Below are 21,768 nucleotides of genomic sequence, written 5' to 3' on the forward strand. Positions count from 1 at the left end.
CGGGCGGGGTGCGCCCGAGTCGTCCGTACGTGTGTCTCGGGCCCGCACCACCCAATGACGCGGCACAGACCAAGACGGCACCTTCCCACGACGCTGCGTGGGCATGCGGTGGTTCATGTCACACAGCGTGACTTCTCACAAGATCCGCCGATGGTCCGCACGGGTCGGTCAAGAGACGCGCGACAGGTGCGCGAGAGATGCGCGAGAGGTTTCACAGCGTTGGTGAGACAGCGATACTGCTGCACATGACGACGACCGACACCGCGGAGCCGACCCTCACGATCGACGAGCTGGCCGCGCGGGCCGGCGTCACGGTGCGCACGGTCCGCTTCTACGGCACCAGAGGACTGCTGCCGCCGCCGGTGCTCGGTCCCCGCCGGGTGGGGCACTACGGCCGGGAGCACCTGGCGCGACTGGCGCTGATCGAGGAGTTGCAGCACCAGGGCATGACGCTGGCCGCCATCGAGCGGTATCTCAAGCGGCTGCCGGACGACCTGAGCCCTCACGACCTGGCGCTCCACCGCGCGGTGGTGGCCTCCTGGGCGCCGGAGGCGGTGGAGCGGGTCACCCGCGAGGAGCTGGGCAGGCGGGCGGGGCGACCGCTCACCGACGAGGAGGTGGACCGGCTGGGGGCGATGGACGTCGTGGTGCCCGACGGCGACGCCTACCGGGTGGACGTCGGGCTGCTCCGGCTCGGCGTCGAGCTGCTCGACGTGCCCTTCTCCCCCGAGACGGTCCTCGCCGCCCGCACCGCCCTCCTGGAGCACTCCCGCGCCGCCGCGCGCGACCTGTCGCGGCTGCTGCGCGACGCCGTCGCCGAACGGGAGGCGCCGGAGGTGCGGTCGCTGTCCGCCCACATGCACCCGCTGGTGGTGCAGGCGCTGCTGACCACGTTCCAGCGGTCGCTGCGCGAGGAGCTGCGGGAGTGGCTCGACAAGGAGGCCGGTGAGTGATCCGGCGGTTCAGCGGCCGTCCGTGAAGACCTCCCCCTTGTCCGCCTTCTCCACCAGCAGGGCGGGCGGGGTGAAGCGCTCGCCGTAGCGGTCGGCCAGTTCGCGGGCGCGGGCGACGAAGCCGGGCAGGCCGCCCTCGTAGCCGTTGATGTACTGGAGGACGCCGCCGGTCCAGCCGGGGAAGCCGATGCCGAAGATCGAGCCGATGTTGGCGTCGGCGACGGACGTCAGCACGCCCTCTTCCAGGAGCTTGACGGTGTCCAGCGCCTCCGCGAAGAGCATCCGCTCCTGCATGTCGGCGAACGGGATCTCGTACCCGGGCTTGGTGAAGTGCTCGCGCAGCCCCGGCCACAGCCCGGCCCGCCTGCCGTCCTCGCCGTACTCGTAGAACCCGGCGCCTCCGGAACGTCCCGGTCGGCCGAACTCGTCGACCATGCGGTCGATGAGCGCCTCGGCGGGATGCGCGGTCCAGGTGCCGCCCGCCTCCTCCACGGCCCGCTTCGTCTCCTCGCGGATCTTGCGCGGCAGGGTGAGGGTCAGCTCGTCCATCAGGGACAGCACCTTGGCCGGGTAACCCGCCTGGGCCGCCGCCTGCTCCACCGAGGCGGGCTCGACGCCCTCCCCCACCATCGCCACGCCCTCGTTGATGAAGTGACCGATGACCCGGGAGGTGAAGAAACCCCGCGAGTCGTTGACCACGATCGGCGTCTTGCTGATCTGCCGGACCAGATCGAACGCCCGCGCCAGCGCCTCGTCCCCGGTCCGCTCCCCCTTGATGATCTCCACCAGCGGCATCCTGTCGACCGGTGAGAAGAAGTGCAGCCCGATGAAGTCGGCCTGGCGCTCCACGCCCTCGGCCAGCGCCGTGATCGGCAGCGTGGAGGTGTTGGAACACAGCAGGGCGTCGGGGGCGACGACGTGCTCGATCTCCTGGAACACCTTGTGCTTGAGCGAGGTGTCCTCGAACACCGCCTCGATCACCGCGTCACAGCCCGCGAGGTCTCCCACCTCCGCGGTCGGCGTGATCCGCGCGAGCAGCGCGTCCGCCTTCTCCTGACTCGTACGGCCCTTCGCCACGGCCTTCGCGCACAGCTTCTCCGAGTACGCCCTGCCCTTGAGCGCCGACTCCAGCGAGACGTCCTTCAGCACGACCTCGATGCCCGCACGGGCACACGAGTAGGCGATCCCCGCACCCATCATCCCCGCGCCCAGCACGGCCACCTTGGTCACCTTCCGGGCCTCGACGCCCTTCGGGCGGTTCGCACCCGAGTTGACCGCCTGGAGATCGAAGAAGAACGCCTGGATCATGTTCTTCGAGGTCTGACCGGCGGCCAGCTCGACGAAGTAGCGGGCCTCGATGACCTGGGCGGTCTCGAAGTCGACCTGGGAGCCCTCGACCGCGGCGGCCATGATGTTGCGCGGCGCCGGGTAGGGGGCGCCGTTCGTCTGCTTGCGCAGGTTGGCGGGGAAGGCGGGCAGGTTGGCCGCGAACTTCGGGTGCGACGGGGTGCCGCCGGGGATGCGGTAGCCGGGCCGGTCCCAGGGCTGGGCGGACTCCGGGTGGGCGTCGATGAAGGCGCGGGCCTTGGCGAGCATGTCCTCGCGGCTGTCGGCGACCTCGTCGACCAGGCCGTTCTCCTGGGCGCGGCGCGGGTTGTACTGGGTGCCCTGGAGGAGGACCTTCAGCAGGGCGTCGGTGATGCCGAGCATCCGGACGGTGCGGACGACGCCGCCGCCTCCGGGGAGCAGGCCGAGGGTGACCTCGGGGCAGCCGATCTTGGAGCCGGGGGCGTCCAGGGCGACGCGGTGGTGGCAGGCCAGGGCGATCTCGTAGCCGCCGCCGAGGGCCGCGCCGTTCAGGGCGGCGACGACGGGCTTGCCGAGGGTCTCGATGCGGCGCAGGTTCCGCTTGATGGCCATGCCGCCGTCGAAGAGGTCCTGGGCGGTCTCCGGGGTGACGCGGATGAGGTCGCGCAGGTCTCCGCCGGCGAAGAAGGTCTTCTTGGCGGAGGTGACGATGACGCCGCGGACGGAGTCCTTCTCGGCCTCCAGGCGGTCGGTGACCGCCGCCAGTGAGTCGCGGAACGCCTGGTTCATGGTGTTCGCGGACTGGTCGGGGTCGTCGAGGACGAGGGTGACGACACCGGTGTCGTCCTGCTCCCAGCGGATGGTGGTGGGCTCGGTGCTCATGAGGGTGTGCTCCAGGTGATCCGTCGTGGCCGTGACAGCCGTCGTGGCCGTCGTATCCGTCGGGAGGGGGTCAGATGCGCTCGACGATGGTGGCGATGCCCATGCCGCCGCCCACGCACAGGGTGGCGAGGCCGTAGCGCTTGTCCTGGCGCTCGAGTTCGTCGACGAGGGTGCCGAGGATCATCGCGCCGGTGGCGCCGAGGGGGTGACCGAGCGCGATGGCACCGCCGTTGACGTTGACCTTGTCCAGCGACAGGCCCATGTCCTTCACGAACCGCAGGACCACCGCCGCGAACGCCTCGTTGATCTCGACCAGGTCGATGTCCTCGATGCTCAGCCCGGCCTTGGCCAACGCCTTGCGGGTGGCCGGGGCGGGGCCGGTGAGCATGATGGTGGGCTCGGAGCCGGAGACGGCGGCGGAGACGATCCGGGCGCGCGGCCGCAGACCGTAGCGGTCACCGACCTCCTTGGAGCCGATGGCGACCAGGGAGGCGCCGTCGACGATGCCGGAGGAGTTGCCCGCGTGGTGGACGTGGTCGATCCTCTCCACCCAGTGGTACTTCTGCAGCGCCACCGCGTCGAACCCGCCCAGCTCACCGATGTCCGCGAAGGACGGCTTCAGCCCCGCGAGGGAGTCGGCGGTGGTGCCGGGGCGCGGGTGCTCGTCGTGGTCGAGGACGGTGAGGCCGGCGCGGTCCTTCACCGGCACGACGGACCGCTCGAAGCGGCCCTCCTTCCAGGCGGTCGCCGCGCGCTCCTGGGAGAGCGCCGCGTACTCGTCGACGTCACGGCGCGAGAAGCCCTCGATGGTGGCGATCAGGTCGGCGCCGATGCCCTGCGGGACGAAGTTGGTGGCGAGGTTGGTCATCGGGTCGTTGAACCAGGCGCCGCCGTCCGAGGCCATGGGGACGCGCGACATGGACTCGACGCCGCCCGCGAGGACCAGGTCCTCCCAGCCGGAGCGCACCTTCATGGCCGCCATGTTGACGGCCTCCAGACCCGACGCACAGAACCGGTTCTCCTGCACACCGGCCACCGTGTCCGGCAGTCCAGCGGCGATCGCGGCGATGCGGGCGATGTCCGAGCCCTGGTCGCCGACCGGACCGACGACACCGAGCACGATGTCGTCCACCGCCGCCGGGTCCAGACCCGGGAAACGGGCGCGGATCTCGTGGATGAGGCCGACGACCAGGTCGACGGGCTTCGTGCCGTGCAGGGCGCCGTTCGCCTTGCCGCGTCCGCGCGGAGTGCGGATCGCGTCGTACACGTACGCTTCGGTGCTCACTGGCAGGCCTTTCACTGAGGGTTGTGCACTGCGGGATCGGGGCGGGAGGCCGGGGGCGGCACCCAGTCGGGGGCCAGCCCCCAGTCGCGGACCACGGCCTCGGTGTCGGCGCCGGGCAGGGCGGGGCCGGTGCGGACGGCGGTGGGGGTCGCGGAGAAGCGGGGTGCGGGGGCCGGCTGGGTGATGCCGTCGTGGTCGGTGAAGGTGGAGCGGGCGGCGAGGTGCGGGTGGTGCGGGGCCTCGCGCAGCGACAGGACGGGGGCCGCACAGGCGTCGGAGCCGGCGAAGACGGCCGTCCACTCGTCGCGGGTACCGGACTTGAAACGGGCGGCGACGGCCGCGCGCAGCTCGGGCCAGCGGGACGGGTCGTCGCGGGCCGGTGCCAGGTCGGGGATGCCGAGCAGCCGCATGAACTCGGCGTAGAACTGGGGTTCAAGCGCGCCGACCGCCATGTACCGGCCGTCGGCGGTCTCGTAGGTGCCGTAGAAGGGGCAGCCGCCGTCGAGGAGGTTGGCGCCGCGCCGGTCCTGCCAGCCGCCGGCGGACAGCATGCCGTGGATCATCGCGGAGAGGTGGGCGGTGCCGTCGACGATGGCGGCGTCCACGACCTGCCCGGCGCCGTTCTCGCGCGCGTGGTGCAGGGCGGCGAGGATGCCGACGACCAGGTAGAGGGAGCCGCCCGCGTAGTCGCCGAGGAGGTTGGCGGGGACGGCCGGGGGCTCGTCGGGGCCGCCGATCATGCCGAGGGTGCCGGTGAGCGCGATGTACCCGATGTCGTGTCCGGCGCGCTGCGCGAGCGGGCCCTCCTGGCCCCAGCCGGTCATCCGGCCGTAGACGAGGCGCGGGTTGCGGGCGTGGCAGTCCCCGGGGCCCACGCCGAGCCGCTCCGCGACGCCGGGGCGGTAGCCCTCGATCAGGACGTCGGCGCGTTCGGCGAGGTCGAGGACCCGGGCCGGGCCGTCCGATGCCTTGAGGTCGACGACCACGGAGCGCTTGTTGCGGTTGGTGACGTCGTGGGCGGGGTCGATGCCGAGGCCGGGCCCGCCGGGGCGGTCGACGCGCACGACGTCGGCGCCCAGGTCGGCCAGGAGCATGGCGGCGAAGGGCCCGGGACCGATACCGGCCAGCTCGACCACGCGCACGCCGGCGAGCGGGCCCTCGGTGCCCGGCGTCCGCGTCGGCGTCTTCGCTTCCGACATCCAGCCCCCAGCTCTGTGACACAACCGATGTAACACCAGTGATGCTAAGAACGTGTTCCACTGGGCACAAGACCCGGGCGAGCAAGCGCTTAGCCAATTATGGTGCAGGCTCCTCGCCGGGCCGCGCGATCCTCACGCTAGCCTCAGCCACCGGCAACGGCGCGTGCTGCGGACCCAGGGGTTGCCGACGGGTGACGGAGGGATGTCATGAGCAGGCTGAAGGCGGCCGACCGGCCGTACGACATCGTGCTGTTCGGGGCGACGGGGTTCGTCGGCGAACTGACCGCGGAGTACCTCGCCGCACACGCGCCGGACGGCCTGCGCTGGGCGGTCGCCGGCCGCGACGGGGAGAAGCTGCGCCGCCTGCGCGACCGGCTGACCGCTGCGGCGGACACCGCGGCGGACGTCGGCGTGCTGCTCGCGGACGTGTCCGATCCGGACTCGCTGCGCGAACTCGCCGGGCACGCGCGCGTGGTGGCCACGACGGTCGGCCCGTATGTCCGTTACGGCGACGCGCTGGTCGCCGCCTGCGCCGACGCCGGTACGGACTACCTCGACCTCACCGGGGAGCCCGAGTTCGTGGACCTGGCGTACGTCCGCCACGACACCCGCGCGCGGGAGACCGGCGCCCGCCTGGTGCACGCCTGCGGTTTCGACTCCGTCCCGCACGACCTCGGCGTGTACTTCACCGTGCGGCAGCTGCCGGAGGGCGTGCCGCTGAGGGTGGACGGCTTCGTGCGGGTCGGCGCCACGTTCTCGGGCGGTACGTTCGCCTCCGCCCTGGGCCAGTTCGCGCGCGGGCGCGCGCTGCGGGCGGCCGCGCTGGAACGCCGGCGGCACGAGCCCCGGCTGGTGGGCCGCCGCGTGGTGACCCCGACCGGGGCGCCGCGGTTCGCCGGGGAGGTGGGGGCGTGGGCGCTGCCGCTGCCGACGGTGGACGCGCAGATCGTGCGCCGCTCGGCGAAGGCCCTGGACCGCTACGGCCCGGACTTCCGCTACCGCCACTACGCGGCCGTACGGCGGCTGCCCGTCGCGGTGGGCGGGGTGGCGGCCGTGGGCGCGCTGCTGGCGGCGGCCCAGGTGCCGCCCGCGCGGCGCTGGCTGTCCGGTCGGCTCGCGCCGGGCGAGGGACCGAGCGCCGAACGGCGGGCGAAGAGCTGGTTCTCGGTCCGCTTCGTGGGCGAGGGAGGCGGCCGCACGGTGTTCACCGAGGTCGCGGGCGGCGACCCCGGGTACGACGAGACGGCCAAGATGTTCGCCGAGGCGGCGCTCTGTCTCGCCCTCGACACCCTGCCGCCGACGGCCGGACAGGTGACCACGGCCGTGGCGATGGGCGACGCGCTGACCGAGCGGCTGAGGGCGGCGGGCATCGGCTTCCGGGTGGCCGCGGCCCACTGAACGGCTGCTCCGGGAGGCGTCCGGCCGCCCGGGAGGCGTCGAGGCGGTCCGGGGGCCTACCCGGACCACCCGGCGATCGTGTAGATCATCCCGCCGATCCAGGCCAGACCCGCGCCCACCGCCAGCACCAGACCCGCGACCACGGACCGCTCGACGGGGCGGCCGGACCGGGTCGGGTACTTGGGTGCACGGTGTGTCGTCATGGCTTCCACCCTGCCGGGACCGCGGCGGTGGCACATCCGTACGGATACTCAGGTTTCCCTGGGTGCTCGGATCCGCCAATTTGAGACTTTCACGGCACCTCTCTCCGGGTCACCGGGCATCGGCTGCGGAAAAGTGCCACAAAGGAGTTCAATGAAAGCCTTGAAGGCATGAAGTTCCTTCTCGAAGTCACCATGGACGAGGGCGCGCTCGCCGAGGACCCCACGGGCGAGTTGCAGCGGATCCTGCGGTACTGGGGCGGCAACCTGAAGCACTACGCGCTGCGGCCCGGCGACGGTTCCGAGATCTACGACTCGGCGTACCGGGAGGTGGGCCGCTGGAGCGTCGAGGATCAGGCCGGGTAGGCGGCGTCCCGCAGGGCCGCGCGGCACAGGGCGTCGGCCCTGCGGGTGGTCTCCGGCAGCCGGTAGGCGGGCGTCAGGGCCAGGGTGTGGGCGCAGGCGTTGCCGAGGCCCACCCGGTGCCCGACCGAGACGAAGACCGGCTTCACGCCGTCGCGGGTGCGCACCGCCCGGCCGACCTCCTCGGCACCGGCGAGCAGCGGGGACGTGCTGCCGCGCGGGGTGTCGGGGTCGTCGTGGGTGAAGGTGAACGGGTTCTTGGCCACGCCGATCGTGGGCAGGCCGGTGAGGACGCCCAGGTGGCTGGCGAGGCCGAAGCGGCGCGGGTGGGCCAGGCCGTACCCGTCGCACACGACCAGGCCGGGCGGGCAGGGCAGCGCCTCCAGTGCGGCGAGCACGGTCGGGATCTCCCGGAAGGCGAGCAGGCCGGGCACGTAGGGGAAGGAGATCCGGCCGACCGCCGTGGCCTCGGCGACCACGGCGAGGGTTTCGGCGTCCAGTACGACGGCCGCCGCCGCGACGACGTCGCGTTCGTCGTCGTAGGCGACGTCCACGCCGGTCACCCGGCCGGTGCCGGGGGGCGGGCCGGGCTCGTCGAGCACCACGCGGGCGCGCAGTTCGTCCTGGACCGCCCGGGCCCGTTCCTCGGTCGCGGGCCAGTCGGCGGGGATCTGCACGCTCACGGTCGTCATGGTGGCCGCAAGCCTACGGGAGCCCGAGTAGGCTCGCGATCATGTTCGTACTGGAGCTGTCCTACACCGCCCCGCTCGAAGCCGTCGACGCCCTGCTGCCCGACCACGTGGCCTGGCTCGACGGACTGTACGAGCAGGGCGTGTTCCTGGCGTCCGGGCGCAAGGAACCCCGCGAGGGCGGGGTGATCCTCGCCGTCGCGGAGGACCGTGCGCGGATCGAGGAGATCACCGCGGGCGACCCGTTCGTCAGGGCCGGTGTGTGCGCGTACCGCGTCACCGAGTTCGTCGCCACGAAGACGGCGCCCGGACTGGAGCGCTACCGGGAGACGCTCGGGTAGCGGCGCGGCTCACTTGCCCAGTGCCTGGCGCAGCTCGCCCTTGTTCATGCTTGAACGGCCGTGCACGTCACGGCGCTTGGCCTCCTGGTACAGCTGGTCGTAGGTGGGCCCCTGGGGTCCCTGACGGTTCCCGGACCGCTGGCCGCCGCGCTTGCTCGGCGACTTGTCCTGTGTCGAGGTGCGGCTTGCGGTCTTCGACTCGCCGGACTGCGCGCGCTCCTTGTTCACCGTCCGCGCCGCGATCTCCTTGGCGCGGCCGGTGCTCTCGCCGCGGTCCTTCGCGCTCTTCTTGATGTGCTCGTACTGCCGCTCCCGCTTGGAGCTGGAACCGCTCGGCATGTCCGCTCACTTCCTCTCACGTTCAGCGAACGGTTACCCACGTTACGGACACTCACCCCGGCCCGCCCGGTGTCAGCGCTCCAGCCGGGCGACCCGGCCCTGCTCGCCCGCGGCCCAACAGCCCAGGTCCGGGGTGCAGTCCACGGTGTCGTAGGAGCGGGTGTCGACCGTCCGCCAGGTGTGGCCGCCGTCCGTGGTGAGGTCGGTGCCGGTGGGGCCGACGGCGAGGGCCGCGGTGCGGCTGTGCGGGAGCCAGGCGACGCCGGAGCGGTAGGCGGCCGGGGGCCGGTCGGCGGGCCGCCAGCCGCGGCCGGCGTCGGAGGTCCGGGCGGCGGCCCGCGGGGAGGCCTGCCCGGGGCGGTAGTCGCCGCCCACGGCGAGACCGTGGGCGCGGTCGCGGAAGGCGAGGGCGAAGACGCCGCGGGCCGGGTCGCCGGCCGGGATCGGGGCGTCGGTGGCCGTCCAGGTGCGCCCGCGGTCGGCGGAGTGCAGCACGCGCGCGCGTGCGGCCCCGCCGGTGGCCAGCCACACGTCGCTCGGCCCGGCGGAGACCAGGCACTGGCCGCTGGCCGCGAACCCGGCCTCGCCCTGCTGCGCGGCCGGCATTCCCGCGTCGGGCAGCACCTTCCAGGAGCGGCCGCCGTCGCCGGTCGACAGGATGCGGAACCTCCCGTCCACCGGGTCGCTCATGGCGAGGCCGTGACGGCGGTCGAAGAAGGTCAGGCAGTCGTAGAAGGCCCGGGCGTCGGTGTTGCGGAAGGACTCGGTCCAGGTCGCCCCGCCGTCGTCGGTGCGGTAGATCCGGGACGCCTCGCCCTCGCCGATGGCCAGGACCACGGCCCGGCGGGCGTCGAAGGCCTCGATGTCCCGGAACTCCAGCTCACCGGCGCCCGGCGGGGAGACGTCGCGCCAGGTGTCGCCGCCGTCGGTGGTGCGCAGGACCGTGCCCCCGGTGCCGGCCACCCAGGCGGTGTGCCGGCTGACGGCGGCGAGCCCCCGGAACCGGACGTCGACGACCCCGGTGTCCTTCACGTCCCACTGCGGCCGCGGGTGCGCCTGCGCGGGTACGGCGGTCAGCGCGGCCAGCGCCGCCGCGCAGACCGCCCCGGCGAGCGCCACCCGTCCCGTACGTCTGCCGCCGGCTCGAACGGGCCGTCCCGTGCGTCGCGTGCTTCCCAAGCGCCTCATGGCGGGCGAAGCTAGCCCACGGCCCGCGCCCCGTCCAGAGGGCCGCGACCGCTCGGACGCTCGGTGCGGGCGTGCCGCAAGTGCCCTGCGGGACACGGGAGGAGAGGCGTGTCACTCCTGGGACCCGCGGGGCATGAACGCGGTGACAGAGGTCACTCGCTCGTCGTGTGCACGGATGGGCTGATTCCGACGTCTCTTCCAGTGCCCGGCCCGTACCACCCGCGAAGCCCGTCCAGCCGTCACGAGGGAGCAAGGCGTTGTCCACCGTCATCGATCAGCCCGTCGAGGCGCGCCTCGTCGCCGCCGCGCCGCGCATGCCGAACATTCCCGCCACCCTGCACTACGACCGCGCCGACCCGTTCGCCGTCCGCATGACCTTCCCGGCCCCGGCCACCCTGGAGGGCGTGGAGGTCTGCTGGACCTTCTCCCGCGAGCTGCTCATCGCCGGGATGCAGGAGCCGAACGGCCACGGCGACGTCCGGGTGCGCCCGTACGCGTACGACCGCACCGTCCTGGAGTTCCACGCGCCCGAGGGCACCGCGGTGATCCATGTCCGCTCGGGCGAGCTGCGCCGGTTCCTCCAGGCCGCCGGCGAGCTGGTGCCGGTGGGTCTCGAGCACCTCCAGCTGGATCTGGACCACGAGCTGGCGGAGCTGATGCGCGGGAGCTGCTGACCCCTTCCCGGCTCCCGCGGCGCCGGACGGCGCTCAGCCGCGGGCGGACACCGGTGCCCGGGCCGTCTCGTCGCTCACCGCGTCCCACACCTCTCCCACGATCTTCCGCAGGCCGGGGCCCGCGCCCGCGCACCGCCGGGTCAGCTCCGCGATCCGGTCCCGCCCGCGGTTCCCGCCCGCCGGGCCGCCGGTCGCGCCCAGTCCGGCGGCGGCCGCCAGCGCGGCCAGGGCCGCGTCCCGCTCGGAGACCTCACCGGCCGGCAACGGCCCTTCCAGCAGGTGCCGCGCCTCCTCCCGCAGCGCCCGCGCCGCGGCGGCCCGCGCGAGCACGTACTCCACGGACGGGAACACGCCGAGCACGCGCTTCTTCTCCGCCCGTAGGTATCCCTCGGCCACCAGTTGCTCCCGCACGGCGTCGAAGGTGACCCGGGCGTGCAGCCGCACCCAGGTGCGCCACCGGTGCGGCAGCGACTCGCGGACGAGTTCCAGCAGCCCGTCGAGGACGGCGTCGCCGGTGCGGGAGTCCAGGTCGGCGGGGGTGGCGATGCCCTCGTCGTCGGTGAGCAGCCCGCGCTGGGCCAGTTCGGTGAGCGCGCCGGCGCGCACCAGGTGGTGGACACGGGCGGTCTCGGCCGCCGAGGACCGCTCGGGGTCCCAGGCCAGCAGGCAGAGCCGGGCCGGCAGTGAGAGCGAGCCGTTGGGCACGGGGCCTCCTCGGGGTCCGCGTAAATGCGTTGACAGGCCAACCGGGTCTTCTTTAGTTTCGGTACCGCTTCTGTTGCCGCCGATTGGAGAAGGACGTTGCTCGTCTGAGGTCCTGAGACACCGCGTCACACGTATCTCACGTGTGTCCGCCGCGTGCGACCTCGGCGTTCGAGCCGTCCCGGCCTCCTGACGGAGCAGGGCTTCTTTCGTGCCCTCCCCTCGTCCGACGGCGGCCGCCCGCTTCCGGTGTCTCGATACGCGTTTGCCCCTGACCGCTTCGAGCAACCGCGGAGACCCGTATGTCTACTTCCCCCACTTCTCTCACCTGTACGTCCCTGTCCTTCGCCTGGCCCGACGGCACGGCCGTCTTCGACGGACTCGACGTCGCCTTCGGCCCCGGCAGGACCGGCCTCGTCGGCCTCAACGGCGCCGGGAAGTCCACCCTGTTGAAGCTGATCGCCGGGCGGCTCACCCCGGCCGACGGCACCGTCCGGGTGGCCGGCGAGGTGGGCTACCTGCCGCAGAACGTCGCGCTCGACACCGCGCTGCGGGTCGACGAGGCGCTCGGCATCGACGGCCGGCGGGCCGCGCTGCACGCCATCGAGGCGGGTGACGCGAGCGAGGCGCACTTCGAGACCGTCGGCGACGACTGGGACGTCGAGGAACGCGCGCTGGCCACGCTCGGCGAGCTGGGCCTGGGCCACATCGGCCTCGACCGCACCGTCGGCGAGGTGTCCGGCGGCGAGTCGGTGCTGCTGCGGCTGGCCGCGCTGCTGCTGAGCCGGTCCGACGTCCTGCTCCTGGACGAGCCCACCAACAACCTCGACGTGTACGCCCGCAGGCGGCTGTACGCGGCCGTCGAGTCCTGGCCGGGGGTGATGGTCGTGGTCAGCCACGACCGCGAGCTGCTGGAACGGGTCGACCAGATCGCCGACCTGCGGGCCGGCTCGGTCACCTGGTACGGCGGCAACCTCACGGCGTACGAGGAGGCGCTCGCCGTGGAGCAGGAGGCGGCCGAGCGGATGGTCCGGGTCGCCGAGTCCGATCTGCGCAGGCAGAAGCGCGAACTGGCCGACGCCCAGGTCGTCCTGGCCCGGCGCAGGCGCTACGGGCAGAAGATGTACGACACCAAGCGCGAACCCCGTGCGGTGATGAAGCTGCGGGCCCGCACGGCCCAGCAGTCCGCGGGCAAGTACCGCATCATGCACGAGGAGAAGCTCGCCGGTGCGAAGGAGCGGCTCGACGACGCGGTGGAGGCCGTGCGGGACGACGACGAGATCCGCGTCGACCTGCCGTACACGGCCGTACCGCCGGGCCGGACCGTGCTGACCCTGCGGGCGCTGGAGATGGCGTACGGCGCCCGGGTGGCGGGCGGTCTCGATCTGCACGGTCCGGAGCGGATCGCGCTGGTGGGGCGCAACGGCGCGGGCAAGACCACACTGCTGCGCACCGTCGCCGGGGAGCTGGCGCCGGTGGCGGGCGAGGCGACGGCGCACGTGCCGCTGCGGTTCCTGCCACAGCGTCTGGACGTCCTCGACGACACGCTGAGCGTCGCGGAGAACGTGGCCCGGTTCGCGCCCGGCGCCACCGACAACCGGGTCCGGGCGCGGCTGGCGCGCTTCCTGTTCCGGGGCGCCCGCGCCGACCAGCAGGCGGCCACGCTGTCCGGCGGCGAACGCTTCCGGGCGGCGCTGGCGGCGCTGATGCTGGCCGAGCCCGCGCCGCAGCTGCTGATGCTGGACGAGCCGACCAACAACCTCGACATGGCGAGCGTGCGGCAGCTCACCAGCGCGCTGGAGGCGTACGAGGGGGCGCTGCTCGTGGCCAGCCACGACGTGCCGTTCCTGGAGTCGCTCGGCATCACGCGCTGGCTGCTGCTGGAGGAGGGAGAACTGAGGGAAATCACGCCGGACGCTGTCGGGTATTCCGCCTAGCGTCCGTTGGATGAGCGAGTTCATCAGCATCACCGGGGCCAGGGAGAACAACCTCCAGGACGTCACGCTCCGCATCCCGAAGGGCCGGCTGACCGTGTTCACCGGCGTTTCGGGGTCGGGGAAGTCGTCGGTCGTGTTCGACACGATCGCGGTGGAGTCGCGGCGCCAGCTGAACGAGACGTTCACCTGGTTCGTCCGCAACCGGCTGCCCAAGTACGAGCGGCCGCACGCGGACGCCCTGGAGGGCCTGACCCCCGCGATCGTCGTCGACCAGCGGCCGGTCGGGGGCCACTCCCGCTCCACGGTCGGCACGATGACCGACATCCACTCGGTGCTGCGGGTGCTGTTCTCCCGGCACGGCACCCCCGGCGCGGGAGGGGCGACGGCGTACTCCTTCAACGACCCGTCGGGCATGTGCCCCGGCTGCGACGGCCTGGGCCGCAGGGTGCAGCCCGACTGGGAACGGATCCTGGACCCGGCCAGGTCGCTGGCGGACGGGGCGGTCCGTTTCCCGCCGTTCGCGGCCGGGACCTGGCAGGGGCAGACCTACACCAACACCGAGGAGCTGGACACCGGCAAGCCGGTCGGCGACTTCACGGCGGCCGAGCGCGCCTTCCTGATGCGGGGGCGGCCCGGCAGCAAGGTCGCCGTCAGCGGCTCGGGCGGGACATGGAGCACCGAGTACGAGGGACTCGCCGACCGGTTCGAACGGCTGTACCTCAAGCGGGACCTGTCCGGCATGAGCGAGCGGACCCGGGATCTCGTGCGCGGCTTCCTGGTCGAGGCCCGCTGCCCCGACTGCGGCGGGGCCCGGCTGAACGCGGCGGCGCTCGCGACCCGGATCGACGGGCGCTCCATCGCCGACTGCTCCCGGATGCAGATCACCGACCTGATCGCCGTACTGCGGGAGATCGACGACCCGGTGGCCCTGCCGGTGGCGGCCGCCGCGGTGGCCGCGCTGGAGCGGGTGGAGGCGATCGGCCTCGGCTACCTCAGCCTGGACCGGGAGACCGCCACGCTGTCCGGCGGCGAGGGGCAGCGGCTGAAGACCGTGCGGCACCTCGGTTCCAGCCTGACCGGGATGACGTACATCTTCGACGAGCCCAGCGTCGGACTGCACCCGCGTGACGTCGGGCGCCTCGGCGACCTGCTGCTGCGGCTGCGCGACAAGGGCAACACCGTGCTGGTGGTCGAGCACGACCCGGACGTCATCGCGCTGGCCGACCACGTCGTCGACATGGGCCCGCGGGCCGGTGCCGACGGCGGCCGGGTGGTGTTCGAGGGGACGCCGGCCTCCCTGGCCGCGTCGGACACGCTCACCGGGCGGTGCCTGGGGCGGCGTACGGCGGTGAAGGACACGGTCCGCACGGCGACCGGTGAGCTGTGGGTCAAGGGCGCCGAGCGGCACAACCTGCGGGAGGTGACGGTGGCGTTCCCGACCGGGGTGCTCACCGCGGTCACCGGGGTCGCCGGGTCGGGCAAGAGCACGCTGGTCGCGGAGCTGACCGGGGCCCACCCGGACGCCGTGGTCGTCGACCAGTCGGCCATCGGCATCTCCGCCCGCTCCACCCCGGCGACGTACCTCGGGATCATGGACACGGTGCGGAAGGTCTTCGCGCGCGAGACCGGTGCCGAGCCGGGCTTCTTCAGTTTCAACTCGGCCGGGGCGTGCGGGACCTGCGAGGGGCGCGGGACCATCCACACCGACCTCGCCTTCATGGATCCGGTGACCACCACCTGCCACGACTGCGAGGGGCGGCGCTTCCGGGAGGAGGTGCTGCGGCTGACGGTGGACGGCCGGTCGGTCGCCGACGTGCTCGCGATGACCGCCGACCAGGCCCTCGGCTTCTTCTCCGACCCCGGTCTACGCCGTCGGCTGCGCGCCCTGCGCGACGTCGGTCTCACCTACCTCACCCTCGGGCAGCCGCTGTCCACGCTCTCCGGCGGCGAGCGGCAGCGGATCAAGCTGGCGACCCGGCTGCACCGCACCGGCGCGGTCTACGTCCTGGACGAGCCGACCACCGGTCTGCACATGTCGGACGTCGAGGGGCTGCTCGCCCTGCTGGACCGGCTCGTGGACGCCGGCAACACGGTCGTGGTCGTCGAGCACAACCTGGACGTGGTGGCGCACGCCGACCGGGTGATCGACCTGGGCCCGGACGGCGGGCGGGACGGAGGCCGGGTGATCTTCGAGGGCACCCCGCGCGAACTGCTCGCGGCCCGCGGCTCCAGCACCGCCGAGCATCTCAGGAGGGCCACGAGGGGCTGACAGGGGTTCCGCAGGCGCGGGCCCCCGCTGCATGATGGCGCGGACCGGCGCCGGGTCACGGCGCCGGACAGCCGACGTCGACACCCGCCGATCCGCGCCGACACGAAAGGCCCCGCGTGCCCAGCAAGAAGGCCCTCGTCCGCCGCCCCAGCCCCAGGCTCGCCGAAGGACTGGTGACACACGTCGAGCGGGAGAAGGTCGATCACGGCCTGGCCCTCGAACAGTGGGACGCCTACGTCGAGGCCCTCCGAGCGCACGGCTGGGAGACGCTGGAGGTGGACCCGGCCGAGGACTGCCCGGACTCGGTCTTCGTCGAGGACGCCGTCGTCGTGTTCCGCAACGTCGCGCTGATCACGCGGCCCGGCGCCGAGTCGCGGCGCGCGGAGACGGCCGGTGTCGAGGAGGCCGTGGCCCGGCTCGGCTGCTCGGTGAACTGGGTGTGGGAGCCGGGCACCCTGGACGGCGGCGACGTCCTGAAGATCGGCGACACGATCTACGTGGGACGCGGCGGACGGACCAACGCGGCCGGTGTCCAGCAACTGCGGGCGGCGTTCGAGCCACTGGGCGCCCGGGTCGTCGCCGTGCCCGTGAGCAAGGTGCTGCACCTGAAGTCGGCGGTCACCGCGCTGCCGGACGGGACGGTGATCGGGCACGTCCCGCTGACGGACGTGCCCTCGCTGTTCCCCCGTTTCCTGCCGGTGCCGGAGGAGTCGGGGGCACACGTGGTGCTGCTCGGCGGGAGCAGGCTGCTGATGGCGGCGAGCGCGCCGAAGACGGCGGAGCTGCTCGCCGATCTCGGTCACGAGCCGGTGCTCGTCGACATCGGGGAGTTCGAGAAGCTGGAGGGCTGTGTGACGTGCCTCTCGGTCAGGCTGCGCGAGCTGTACGACTGAGCACGGCGCAGGGCGTGCGCCCCGCCCCGGACCTGCGGGTCTCGGGGCCTTGCCGGGTACCGCCGGACGGTGGCTGATCAGCGACCTTTACAGTGCGTTTAACCTACGCTCTCGTAACCTACGGTTTCGTAGCCTACGATCCCGTAGGTTCCCGGCACCGCTCGCCGGTCGCACCGCACTGTCGTACGTCCCCATGGAGTTATTCGTGACGATCGTCTCCCCGCACCTCGGCACTTCCGCAGAATGGACCGACGCCCGGCTGCTCTACGCGCTGGAGGAAGTGGTCGAGCAGGAACTCAACCGGCATCTGCAGGTCGCCAAGGACTGGATGCCGCACGAGTACGTGCCGTGGAGCGACGGCCGGAACTTCCCGGGGATCTTCGAGGACGGCGAGGCCTGGGAGAAGGACCAGTCCAAGGTCACCGAGATCGGCCGGATCGCCCTCGTGGTGAACCTGCTGACGGAGGACAACCTCCCCAGCTACCACCACGAGATCGCCAGCCTCTTCGGCCGCGACGGCGCCTGGGGCACCTGGGTGCACCGCTGGACCGCCGAGGAGGGCCGGCACGGCATCGTGATGCGGGACTACCTGCTCGCCTCGCGGGCGGTCGACCCGGACAAGCTGGAGCAGTTCCGCATGGCCCACATGAGTGAGGGCTTCGAGTCGGACAACCGGCACTCGATGCTGCACTCGGTGGCGTACGTGGCCTTCCAGGAGCTGGCCACCCGCATCTCGCACCGCAACACGGGCCACCAGTCCGGCGACCCGGTCTGCGACCGCATGCTGGCCCGCATCGCGACCGACGAGAACCTGCACATGGTCTTCTACCGGAACCTGCTCAAGGCGGCCTTCGAGCTGGCACCCGACCTGACGATGCAGGCGGTCCGCGACGTGGTCGTCAACTTCCGGATGCCCGGTCACGGCATGCCGGGCTTCGAGCGGGCCGCCGCGCAGATGGCGATCGGCGAGGTCTACAACCTGCGCATCCACCACGACGACGTGATCCAGCCGGTGCTGCGCTTCCTGAAGGTCATGGAGATCGACGGCCTCGGTCCCGACGGGCAGGCGGCTCAGGAGGAGCTCGGGCTGTACATGGGCGGGCTGGACGCCGAGGCCGCCAAGTTCGACGAGAAGCTGGCGGCGCGCAAGGCCCGGATGGCGGCCCGCGCGGCGGGCTGACCGCCTCGGGCCCGGCCACCCCCGGCCGGGCCCTCCCCGGCCCCGCGCGCCGACGGGCGTCACTCGTGCGCCGTAGTCCCCCCGACGCCGGGGACCGGGTGACGGCGCAGGGCGCGCAGCAGTTCCCGTCACGGCTTTGGCCAGTCCTCGCGCTCGCCGAGCGCTCCGGTGACGGCGACGGCGACGGCGACGGCCATGAGCCCCCGGGGCGTGTCCGCCGTGGCGTTCGCCGATCTGCTGTGCGGCGGTTCGGGACCTGCCGGGGGTCTGCCCGGCGCGACGGGTGCGGTACAGCGAGCTACCGGGCCGCACTCAGGGGATGGTGCGCCGCAGCGCCAGCCGTTCCTTCTCCGACAGGCCGCCCCAGACGCCGAAGCGCTCGTCGTTGCTCAGCGCGAACTCCAGGCAGGTCGAGCGGATCGGGCACAGGGCGCAGATGCGCTTCGCGTCCCGTACGGAGCTGCCGGGCTCGGGGAAGAAGAAGTCGCCCCCGGTCTGCGCGCACAACGCCTCCTCCTGCCAGCTGAGGTCGGGCGCCGCTGTCGTCTCGGTGTGCATGCGCAGCAGCCTGCCGGGACGCGAAAAACGTTCGCTCAACGCGGCATCAACGCCGCGCGTCCGGCACCCCCAGCAGATCAGATGGTCCTCCGCCGCGCACGGCGGCGCACGGCGGCGCGCGGAAGCGGTGACCGGGGGTCGGTGGAAGACTCGTCAGTGCAGGCAACGGGACCCTTGCGAGGAGGGCGAACCATGCTCACGACCCGTTTCGTCACCGGCGCTCCGAACTGGCTCGACGTCGGCACGTCCGACCTCGACGGCGCCACGTCCTTCTACGGCGGCCTCTTCGGCTGGCGGTTCCGGTCGGCGGGGCCGGAGGCCGGCGGATACGGCTTCTTCGAGCTGGACGGCCGGATCGTGGCCGGCGGCATGGGCACGACCGAGGAACAGGGCCCGCCGTCCTGGACCGTGTACTTCCAGGCGCCGGACGCCCGGGCCGCCGCCGGGGCCTCCGGGGAGGCGCACGGCGGTGTCCTCGTGCAGCCGATGGACGTCATGGACCAGGGCACCATGGCGATCCTCGCCGACCGGGCCGGGGTGCCGTTCGGCATCTGGCAGCCGGGGCAGCGCGCCGGCCTGGACGTGGCCGGCGAGACCGGCGCGCTGTGCTGGGTCGAGCTGCACACCGCGGACATCGCGGCAGCCGCCGCGTACTACCGTGCGGTGCTGGGTCTGGAGACCTCCGGCGTCTCCTTCCCCGGCGGCTCCTACACCTGCGTCAACCCGGCCGGAGAGGGCGAGGACGCCATGTTCGGCGGTCTCGTCCCGCTCGCCGAGGATGCGGTGGACACGGACGCCGACGCCGGATGGCTGCCGTACTTCGCGGTGGACGACGCCGACACCGCGGTCGCCCGGACCACGGAGCTGGGCGGCACGGTGCGGATGCCCGCGACGGACATCGAGGGCGTCGGCCGCGTCGCCCGCCTGGCCGACCCGTACGGCGCCCGGTTCGCGGTACTCAGGCCGGCACCCCGCCAGGGGTAGCGTACGGCGCGTCCGGCCACTCGCGGTCACGTCGGGCCCGGCACCCGGGCGCACTGGGTCCGGCGCGAGACCGGTGTCCGGCCTCATGGGGTGCGGGACCGGCTCATGCCGTGGACCGGTGGACCAGGGTCGTCGGCAGGACCACGCCGGGCGGGGCGGCGGTCGCTGGGTGCGCGGCGTCGGAGTCGGTGGCGTCGGCGGCGGTTCCGCGGTCCAGGCCGCGCAGCAGCAGGCGGGCCATCAGCCGGCCCATGCCCTCGATGTCCTGGCGGACGGTGGTCAGCGGCGGGTCGGTCTGTTCGGCGACGGGCAGCATGTCGTCGAAGCCCACCACGGCCACGTCGTCCGGCACCCGCCGCCCGCGTTCGCGCAGCACCCGCAGCGCGCCCGCAGCGGTGAGGTCGTTGGCCGCGAACACGGCGTCCAGGTCGGGGCACCGGTCGAGCAGTTCCCGCATCGCCCGCTCCCCGCCGCCCGAGGTGAAGTCGCCCCGCGCGACCAGCCCCGGGTCGGCACCGGGGCGGACGTCGCGGAAGCCCGCGAGCCGGTCGGCGGCCGAGGTCTGGTCGAGCGGGCCGGTGATGTGCGCGACGCGGGTGCGGCCGAGCCCGGCCAGGTGCTGGACGGCCGACCGGGCGCCGCCGCGGTTGTCGCTGTCCACGTAGACCACCTCGCCCCGCCCGTCGTCCCAGTCGGGGCGCCCGCCGAAGACGGTCGGCACCCCGGCGCTGCGGACCAGGCCGGGCAGCGGGTCGTGCAGGTGCAGGGAGAAGACGAGGGCGCCGTCCACGTGCCCGCCGGCCAGGTAGCGCCCGACGCGGGCGTGGTCCTCGCGGCCCTCGGTGAGCAGCAGCACGAGCTGGTTGTCGTGGGCCGTCAGTTCCTTGCTGATGCCGCGCAGTTGCTGGGCGAAGTAGGGGTCGGCGAAGACCCGTGTCTCCGGTTCCGCGGCGACGACGGCGACGGCCTGGTGCCGTCTGGTCACCAGGGAGCGGGCGGCGTGGTTGGGCACGTATCCGAGTTCCTCCACCGCGCGCCGCACCCGCTCGGCCAGCGCGTCCCGCACCCCGTGGGCACCGTTGACCACGCGGGACACGGTGGCCCGCGAGACCCCGGCGCGCTCGGCCACGGCCTCGAGCGTGGGGCGCGGCGCGGTCTCGGTCACGTGCGGCTCCTCCTCGGCGGCTGCGGCTCAGGATAGCGGCAGGCCGCGACGCGGGAGGCGGCGCTCCGGGGACCGAAAACGTTCTTGTGCGCAGGCGGGTGCGGTCGTCAGCATGGACGTATGTACAGAAGAACGGTCCACGACAGCTGACCGGCGGCGCCGGTGGCGGCGCCGGCCGGCCCGCTCAGTGCTCGTGTTCGTGCGCGGCCGCCTCGCCGGGCGGCGCCTCGCTCTCGCCGCTCTTCGCGGTCGCCCCGCCGTGCTCGTGCGGTTCGTAACCGGGGATCGTGCCGTCCGGCTTCTTCACCAGGAACAGCCCCACCATCCCCATGTCGGAGTGGCTCTGCACGTGGCAGTGGTACATCCACGCCCCGGCGCCCACTCCCTCCCCCGCGACGATCTGGAAGCCGAAGGAGTCCGCCGGGCCGGTGATCTTGTTGTCGATGACCCGGGACGGGTCGTCGGGGCCGGTGAGGATGCCGGTGCGGTTGTCCGCCCAGCGGTGACCGTGCATGTGGAAGGTGTGGTAGTACTCGCCGTGCGTGATCATGACGATCTCCACGCGGTCGCCCACGGTGGCCTCGAAGTCGGGGCCGGTGTGCGGCTTGCGGTTGTTGATGGTCATGTCGTTGAAGACGATCGTGTGCGTGGCGTCCGGCAGCACGTCCCCCTTGCGGCGCACGATCACCGGGCCGTACAGGCCGTTGCGGATGCCTCCGGTGCCGTGTTCGGTGCCGACGACGTGGTCGTGGTAGTGCCAGTAGCCCGCACTGCCCGGCCGCCAGGTGCCGTCGTCGCGGCGGCCCGGTTTGTGGGTGCGCCAGGTGTAGGTGCGGGTGCCGCCGGGCTCGACGTCGCTCTTGTTCATCGCGGTGCCGTCGCTGGAGATCTCGTAGTCCAGGCCGTGCACGTGCAGGCTGGCGCGCACGTCCATGGTGTTGGTGAACTCGATGTGCACCGTGTCGCCCTCGTTGAGTTCGATGAGCGGGCCGGGGACGGTCGCCTTGCCCTTCTCGAAGCCGTAGCCCATCTGACCGTCCGCCAGCTTCTCGGCGTACATCCTGAGGTGTCTCACCTCGCCCCCGGCCGGTGCCGTCCTCGCGGTGACCTCCTTGGCCGCGGGGGCGGCTCCCGCGACCTCCGGAGCGATGGACAACGATGTCGCGGCGGCCGCGCCGCCCAGCAGTACCCGTCGGTTGAAGCCTCGCCTGTCCATGCCGAACTCCCCACGCCGATACGGAATGTGCGCAGACCCAGGACC

21 protein-coding genes are annotated in these 21,768 nt (G+C 72.9%); 10 read left to right on the plus strand and 11 right to left on the minus strand.

Annotated features, from left to right (window positions below; translation table 11 throughout):
• The first annotated feature begins 197 nt into the window (after positions 1 to 197).
• Positions 198 to 953, plus strand: coding sequence for a MerR family transcriptional regulator (locus Sru02f_RS24760; protein ID WP_003972263.1), 756 nt, complete (start codon positions 198 to 200; stop codon positions 951 to 953).
• Between the two features lie 9 nt (positions 954 to 962).
• Here Sru02f_RS24760 and Sru02f_RS24765 read toward each other — a convergent pair whose 3' ends face one another.
• From Sru02f_RS24765 to Sru02f_RS24775, 3 genes are all read right to left on the minus strand, one after another.
• Positions 963 to 3,143: a 3-hydroxyacyl-CoA dehydrogenase NAD-binding domain-containing protein gene (locus tag Sru02f_RS24765; RefSeq protein ID WP_109028680.1), complete on the minus strand. Its 2,181-nt coding sequence runs from the start codon at positions 3,141 to 3,143 to the stop codon at positions 963 to 965.
• 70 nt (positions 3,144 to 3,213) lie between these two features.
• Complete coding sequence (locus Sru02f_RS24770; RefSeq protein ID WP_109028679.1) at positions 3,214 to 4,428, minus strand: acetyl-CoA C-acetyltransferase; 1,215 nt, start codon at positions 4,426 to 4,428, stop codon at positions 3,214 to 3,216.
• An 11-nt stretch (positions 4,429 to 4,439) separates the two neighbouring features.
• On the minus strand, positions 4,440 to 5,627 hold the full coding sequence (locus tag Sru02f_RS24775; RefSeq protein WP_109028678.1) for a CaiB/BaiF CoA transferase family protein: 1,188 nt from the start codon (positions 5,625 to 5,627) through the stop codon (positions 4,440 to 4,442).
• Positions 5,628 to 5,834: 207 nt separating this feature from the next.
• On the opposite strand from Sru02f_RS24775, the gene Sru02f_RS24780 reads away from it, so the two are divergent.
• Positions 5,835 to 7,025, plus strand: a complete 1,191-nt coding sequence (locus Sru02f_RS24780; protein ID WP_109028677.1) for a saccharopine dehydrogenase family protein — start codon at positions 5,835 to 5,837, stop codon at positions 7,023 to 7,025.
• 56 nt (positions 7,026 to 7,081) lie between these two features.
• Here the strand turns inward: Sru02f_RS24780 and mmpA are convergent, their stop codons facing one another.
• The gene (gene mmpA, locus Sru02f_RS24785; RefSeq protein ID WP_109028676.1) at positions 7,082 to 7,228 is read right to left on the minus strand and encodes a morphogenic membrane protein MmpA; all 147 of its coding nucleotides are present in this window, start codon (positions 7,226 to 7,228) and stop codon (positions 7,082 to 7,084) included.
• Positions 7,229 to 7,396: 168 nt separating this feature from the next.
• On the opposite strand from mmpA, the gene Sru02f_RS24790 reads away from it, so the two are divergent.
• A complete protein-coding gene (locus tag Sru02f_RS24790; RefSeq protein WP_109028675.1) occupies positions 7,397 to 7,591 on the plus strand; it encodes a hypothetical protein in 195 nt (64 codons plus the stop codon).
• Here Sru02f_RS24790 and Sru02f_RS24795 read toward each other — a convergent pair.
• The gene (locus tag Sru02f_RS24795) at positions 7,579 to 8,280 is read right to left on the minus strand and encodes an endonuclease V (protein ID WP_109028674.1); all 702 of its coding nucleotides are present in this window, start codon (positions 8,278 to 8,280) and stop codon (positions 7,579 to 7,581) included. The two genes, Sru02f_RS24790 and Sru02f_RS24795, sit on opposite strands and share 13 nt — an antisense overlap.
• 41 nt (positions 8,281 to 8,321) lie before the next feature.
• Here Sru02f_RS24795 and Sru02f_RS24800 point away from each other — a divergent pair, with 41 nt between their 5' ends.
• Complete coding sequence (locus Sru02f_RS24800) at positions 8,322 to 8,618, plus strand: YciI family protein (protein ID WP_109028673.1); 297 nt, start codon at positions 8,322 to 8,324, stop codon at positions 8,616 to 8,618.
• 9 nt (positions 8,619 to 8,627) lie between these two features.
• On the opposite strand, the gene Sru02f_RS24805 is transcribed toward Sru02f_RS24800, so the two are convergent.
• The gene (locus Sru02f_RS24805; protein WP_052842262.1) at positions 8,628 to 8,957 is read right to left on the minus strand and encodes a hypothetical protein; all 330 of its coding nucleotides are present in this window, start codon (positions 8,955 to 8,957) and stop codon (positions 8,628 to 8,630) included.
• 72 nt (positions 8,958 to 9,029) lie between these two features.
• Positions 9,030 to 10,076, minus strand: coding sequence for a WD40/YVTN/BNR-like repeat-containing protein (locus tag Sru02f_RS24810; RefSeq protein WP_109028672.1), 1,047 nt, complete (start codon positions 10,074 to 10,076; stop codon positions 9,030 to 9,032).
• Between the two features lie 326 nt (positions 10,077 to 10,402).
• Here Sru02f_RS24810 and ssgD point away from each other — a divergent pair, with 326 nt between their 5' ends.
• Complete coding sequence (gene ssgD, locus Sru02f_RS24815) at positions 10,403 to 10,819, plus strand: spore wall synthesis regulator SsgD (RefSeq protein WP_109028671.1); 417 nt, start codon at positions 10,403 to 10,405, stop codon at positions 10,817 to 10,819.
• A 33-nt stretch (positions 10,820 to 10,852) separates the two neighbouring features.
• Here the strand turns inward: ssgD and Sru02f_RS24820 are convergent, their stop codons facing one another.
• Positions 10,853 to 11,524 (minus strand): GOLPH3/VPS74 family protein, encoded by a 672-nt coding sequence (locus tag Sru02f_RS24820; RefSeq protein WP_109028670.1) that lies wholly within the window; start codon positions 11,522 to 11,524, stop codon positions 10,853 to 10,855.
• 299 nt (positions 11,525 to 11,823) lie between these two features.
• Here Sru02f_RS24820 and Sru02f_RS24825 point away from each other — a divergent pair, with 299 nt between their 5' ends.
• The 4 genes from Sru02f_RS24825 to Sru02f_RS24840 all read left to right on the plus strand — a co-directional run bounded on the left by Sru02f_RS24825 (position 11,824) and on the right by Sru02f_RS24840 (position 17,800).
• Complete coding sequence (locus Sru02f_RS24825) at positions 11,824 to 13,458, plus strand: ABC-F family ATP-binding cassette domain-containing protein (protein WP_109028669.1); 1,635 nt, start codon at positions 11,824 to 11,826, stop codon at positions 13,456 to 13,458.
• Positions 13,459 to 13,468: 10 nt separating this feature from the next.
• Positions 13,469 to 15,727 (plus strand): ATP-binding cassette domain-containing protein, encoded by a 2,259-nt coding sequence (locus tag Sru02f_RS24830; protein ID WP_109028668.1) that lies wholly within the window; start codon positions 13,469 to 13,471, stop codon positions 15,725 to 15,727.
• 116 nt (positions 15,728 to 15,843) lie between these two features.
• Entirely contained in the window at positions 15,844 to 16,620 is a 777-nt protein-coding gene (ddaH, locus tag Sru02f_RS24835) for a dimethylargininase (RefSeq protein ID WP_109028667.1), read from the plus strand.
• A 205-nt stretch (positions 16,621 to 16,825) separates the two neighbouring features.
• Positions 16,826 to 17,800: an acyl-ACP desaturase gene (locus Sru02f_RS24840; protein ID WP_164272164.1), complete on the plus strand. Its 975-nt coding sequence runs from the start codon at positions 16,826 to 16,828 to the stop codon at positions 17,798 to 17,800.
• Positions 17,801 to 18,112: 312 nt separating this feature from the next.
• Here Sru02f_RS24840 and Sru02f_RS24845 read toward each other — a convergent pair whose 3' ends face one another.
• The gene (locus Sru02f_RS24845) at positions 18,113 to 18,358 is read right to left on the minus strand and encodes a WhiB family transcriptional regulator (RefSeq protein WP_011031128.1); all 246 of its coding nucleotides are present in this window, start codon (positions 18,356 to 18,358) and stop codon (positions 18,113 to 18,115) included.
• Positions 18,359 to 18,550: 192 nt separating this feature from the next.
• Here Sru02f_RS24845 and Sru02f_RS24850 point away from each other — a divergent pair, with 192 nt between their 5' ends.
• Entirely contained in the window at positions 18,551 to 19,342 is a 792-nt protein-coding gene (locus Sru02f_RS24850; protein ID WP_109028665.1) for a VOC family protein, read from the plus strand.
• A 103-nt stretch (positions 19,343 to 19,445) separates the two neighbouring features.
• On the opposite strand, the gene Sru02f_RS24855 is transcribed toward Sru02f_RS24850, so the two are convergent.
• Together Sru02f_RS24855 and Sru02f_RS24860 are read right to left on the minus strand one after the other, a co-directional pair.
• The gene (locus Sru02f_RS24855; protein ID WP_109028664.1) at positions 19,446 to 20,507 is read right to left on the minus strand and encodes a LacI family DNA-binding transcriptional regulator; all 1,062 of its coding nucleotides are present in this window, start codon (positions 20,505 to 20,507) and stop codon (positions 19,446 to 19,448) included.
• A 184-nt stretch (positions 20,508 to 20,691) separates the two neighbouring features.
• A complete protein-coding gene (locus Sru02f_RS24860) occupies positions 20,692 to 21,723 on the minus strand; it encodes a multicopper oxidase domain-containing protein (RefSeq protein ID WP_109028663.1) in 1,032 nt (343 codons plus the stop codon).
• Positions 21,724 to 21,768 lie beyond the last annotated feature (45 nt).

This window comes from Streptomyces rubrogriseus, assembly GCF_027947575.1.
Taxonomy (GTDB): Bacteria; Actinomycetota; Actinomycetes; order Streptomycetales; family Streptomycetaceae; genus Streptomyces; species Streptomyces rubrogriseus.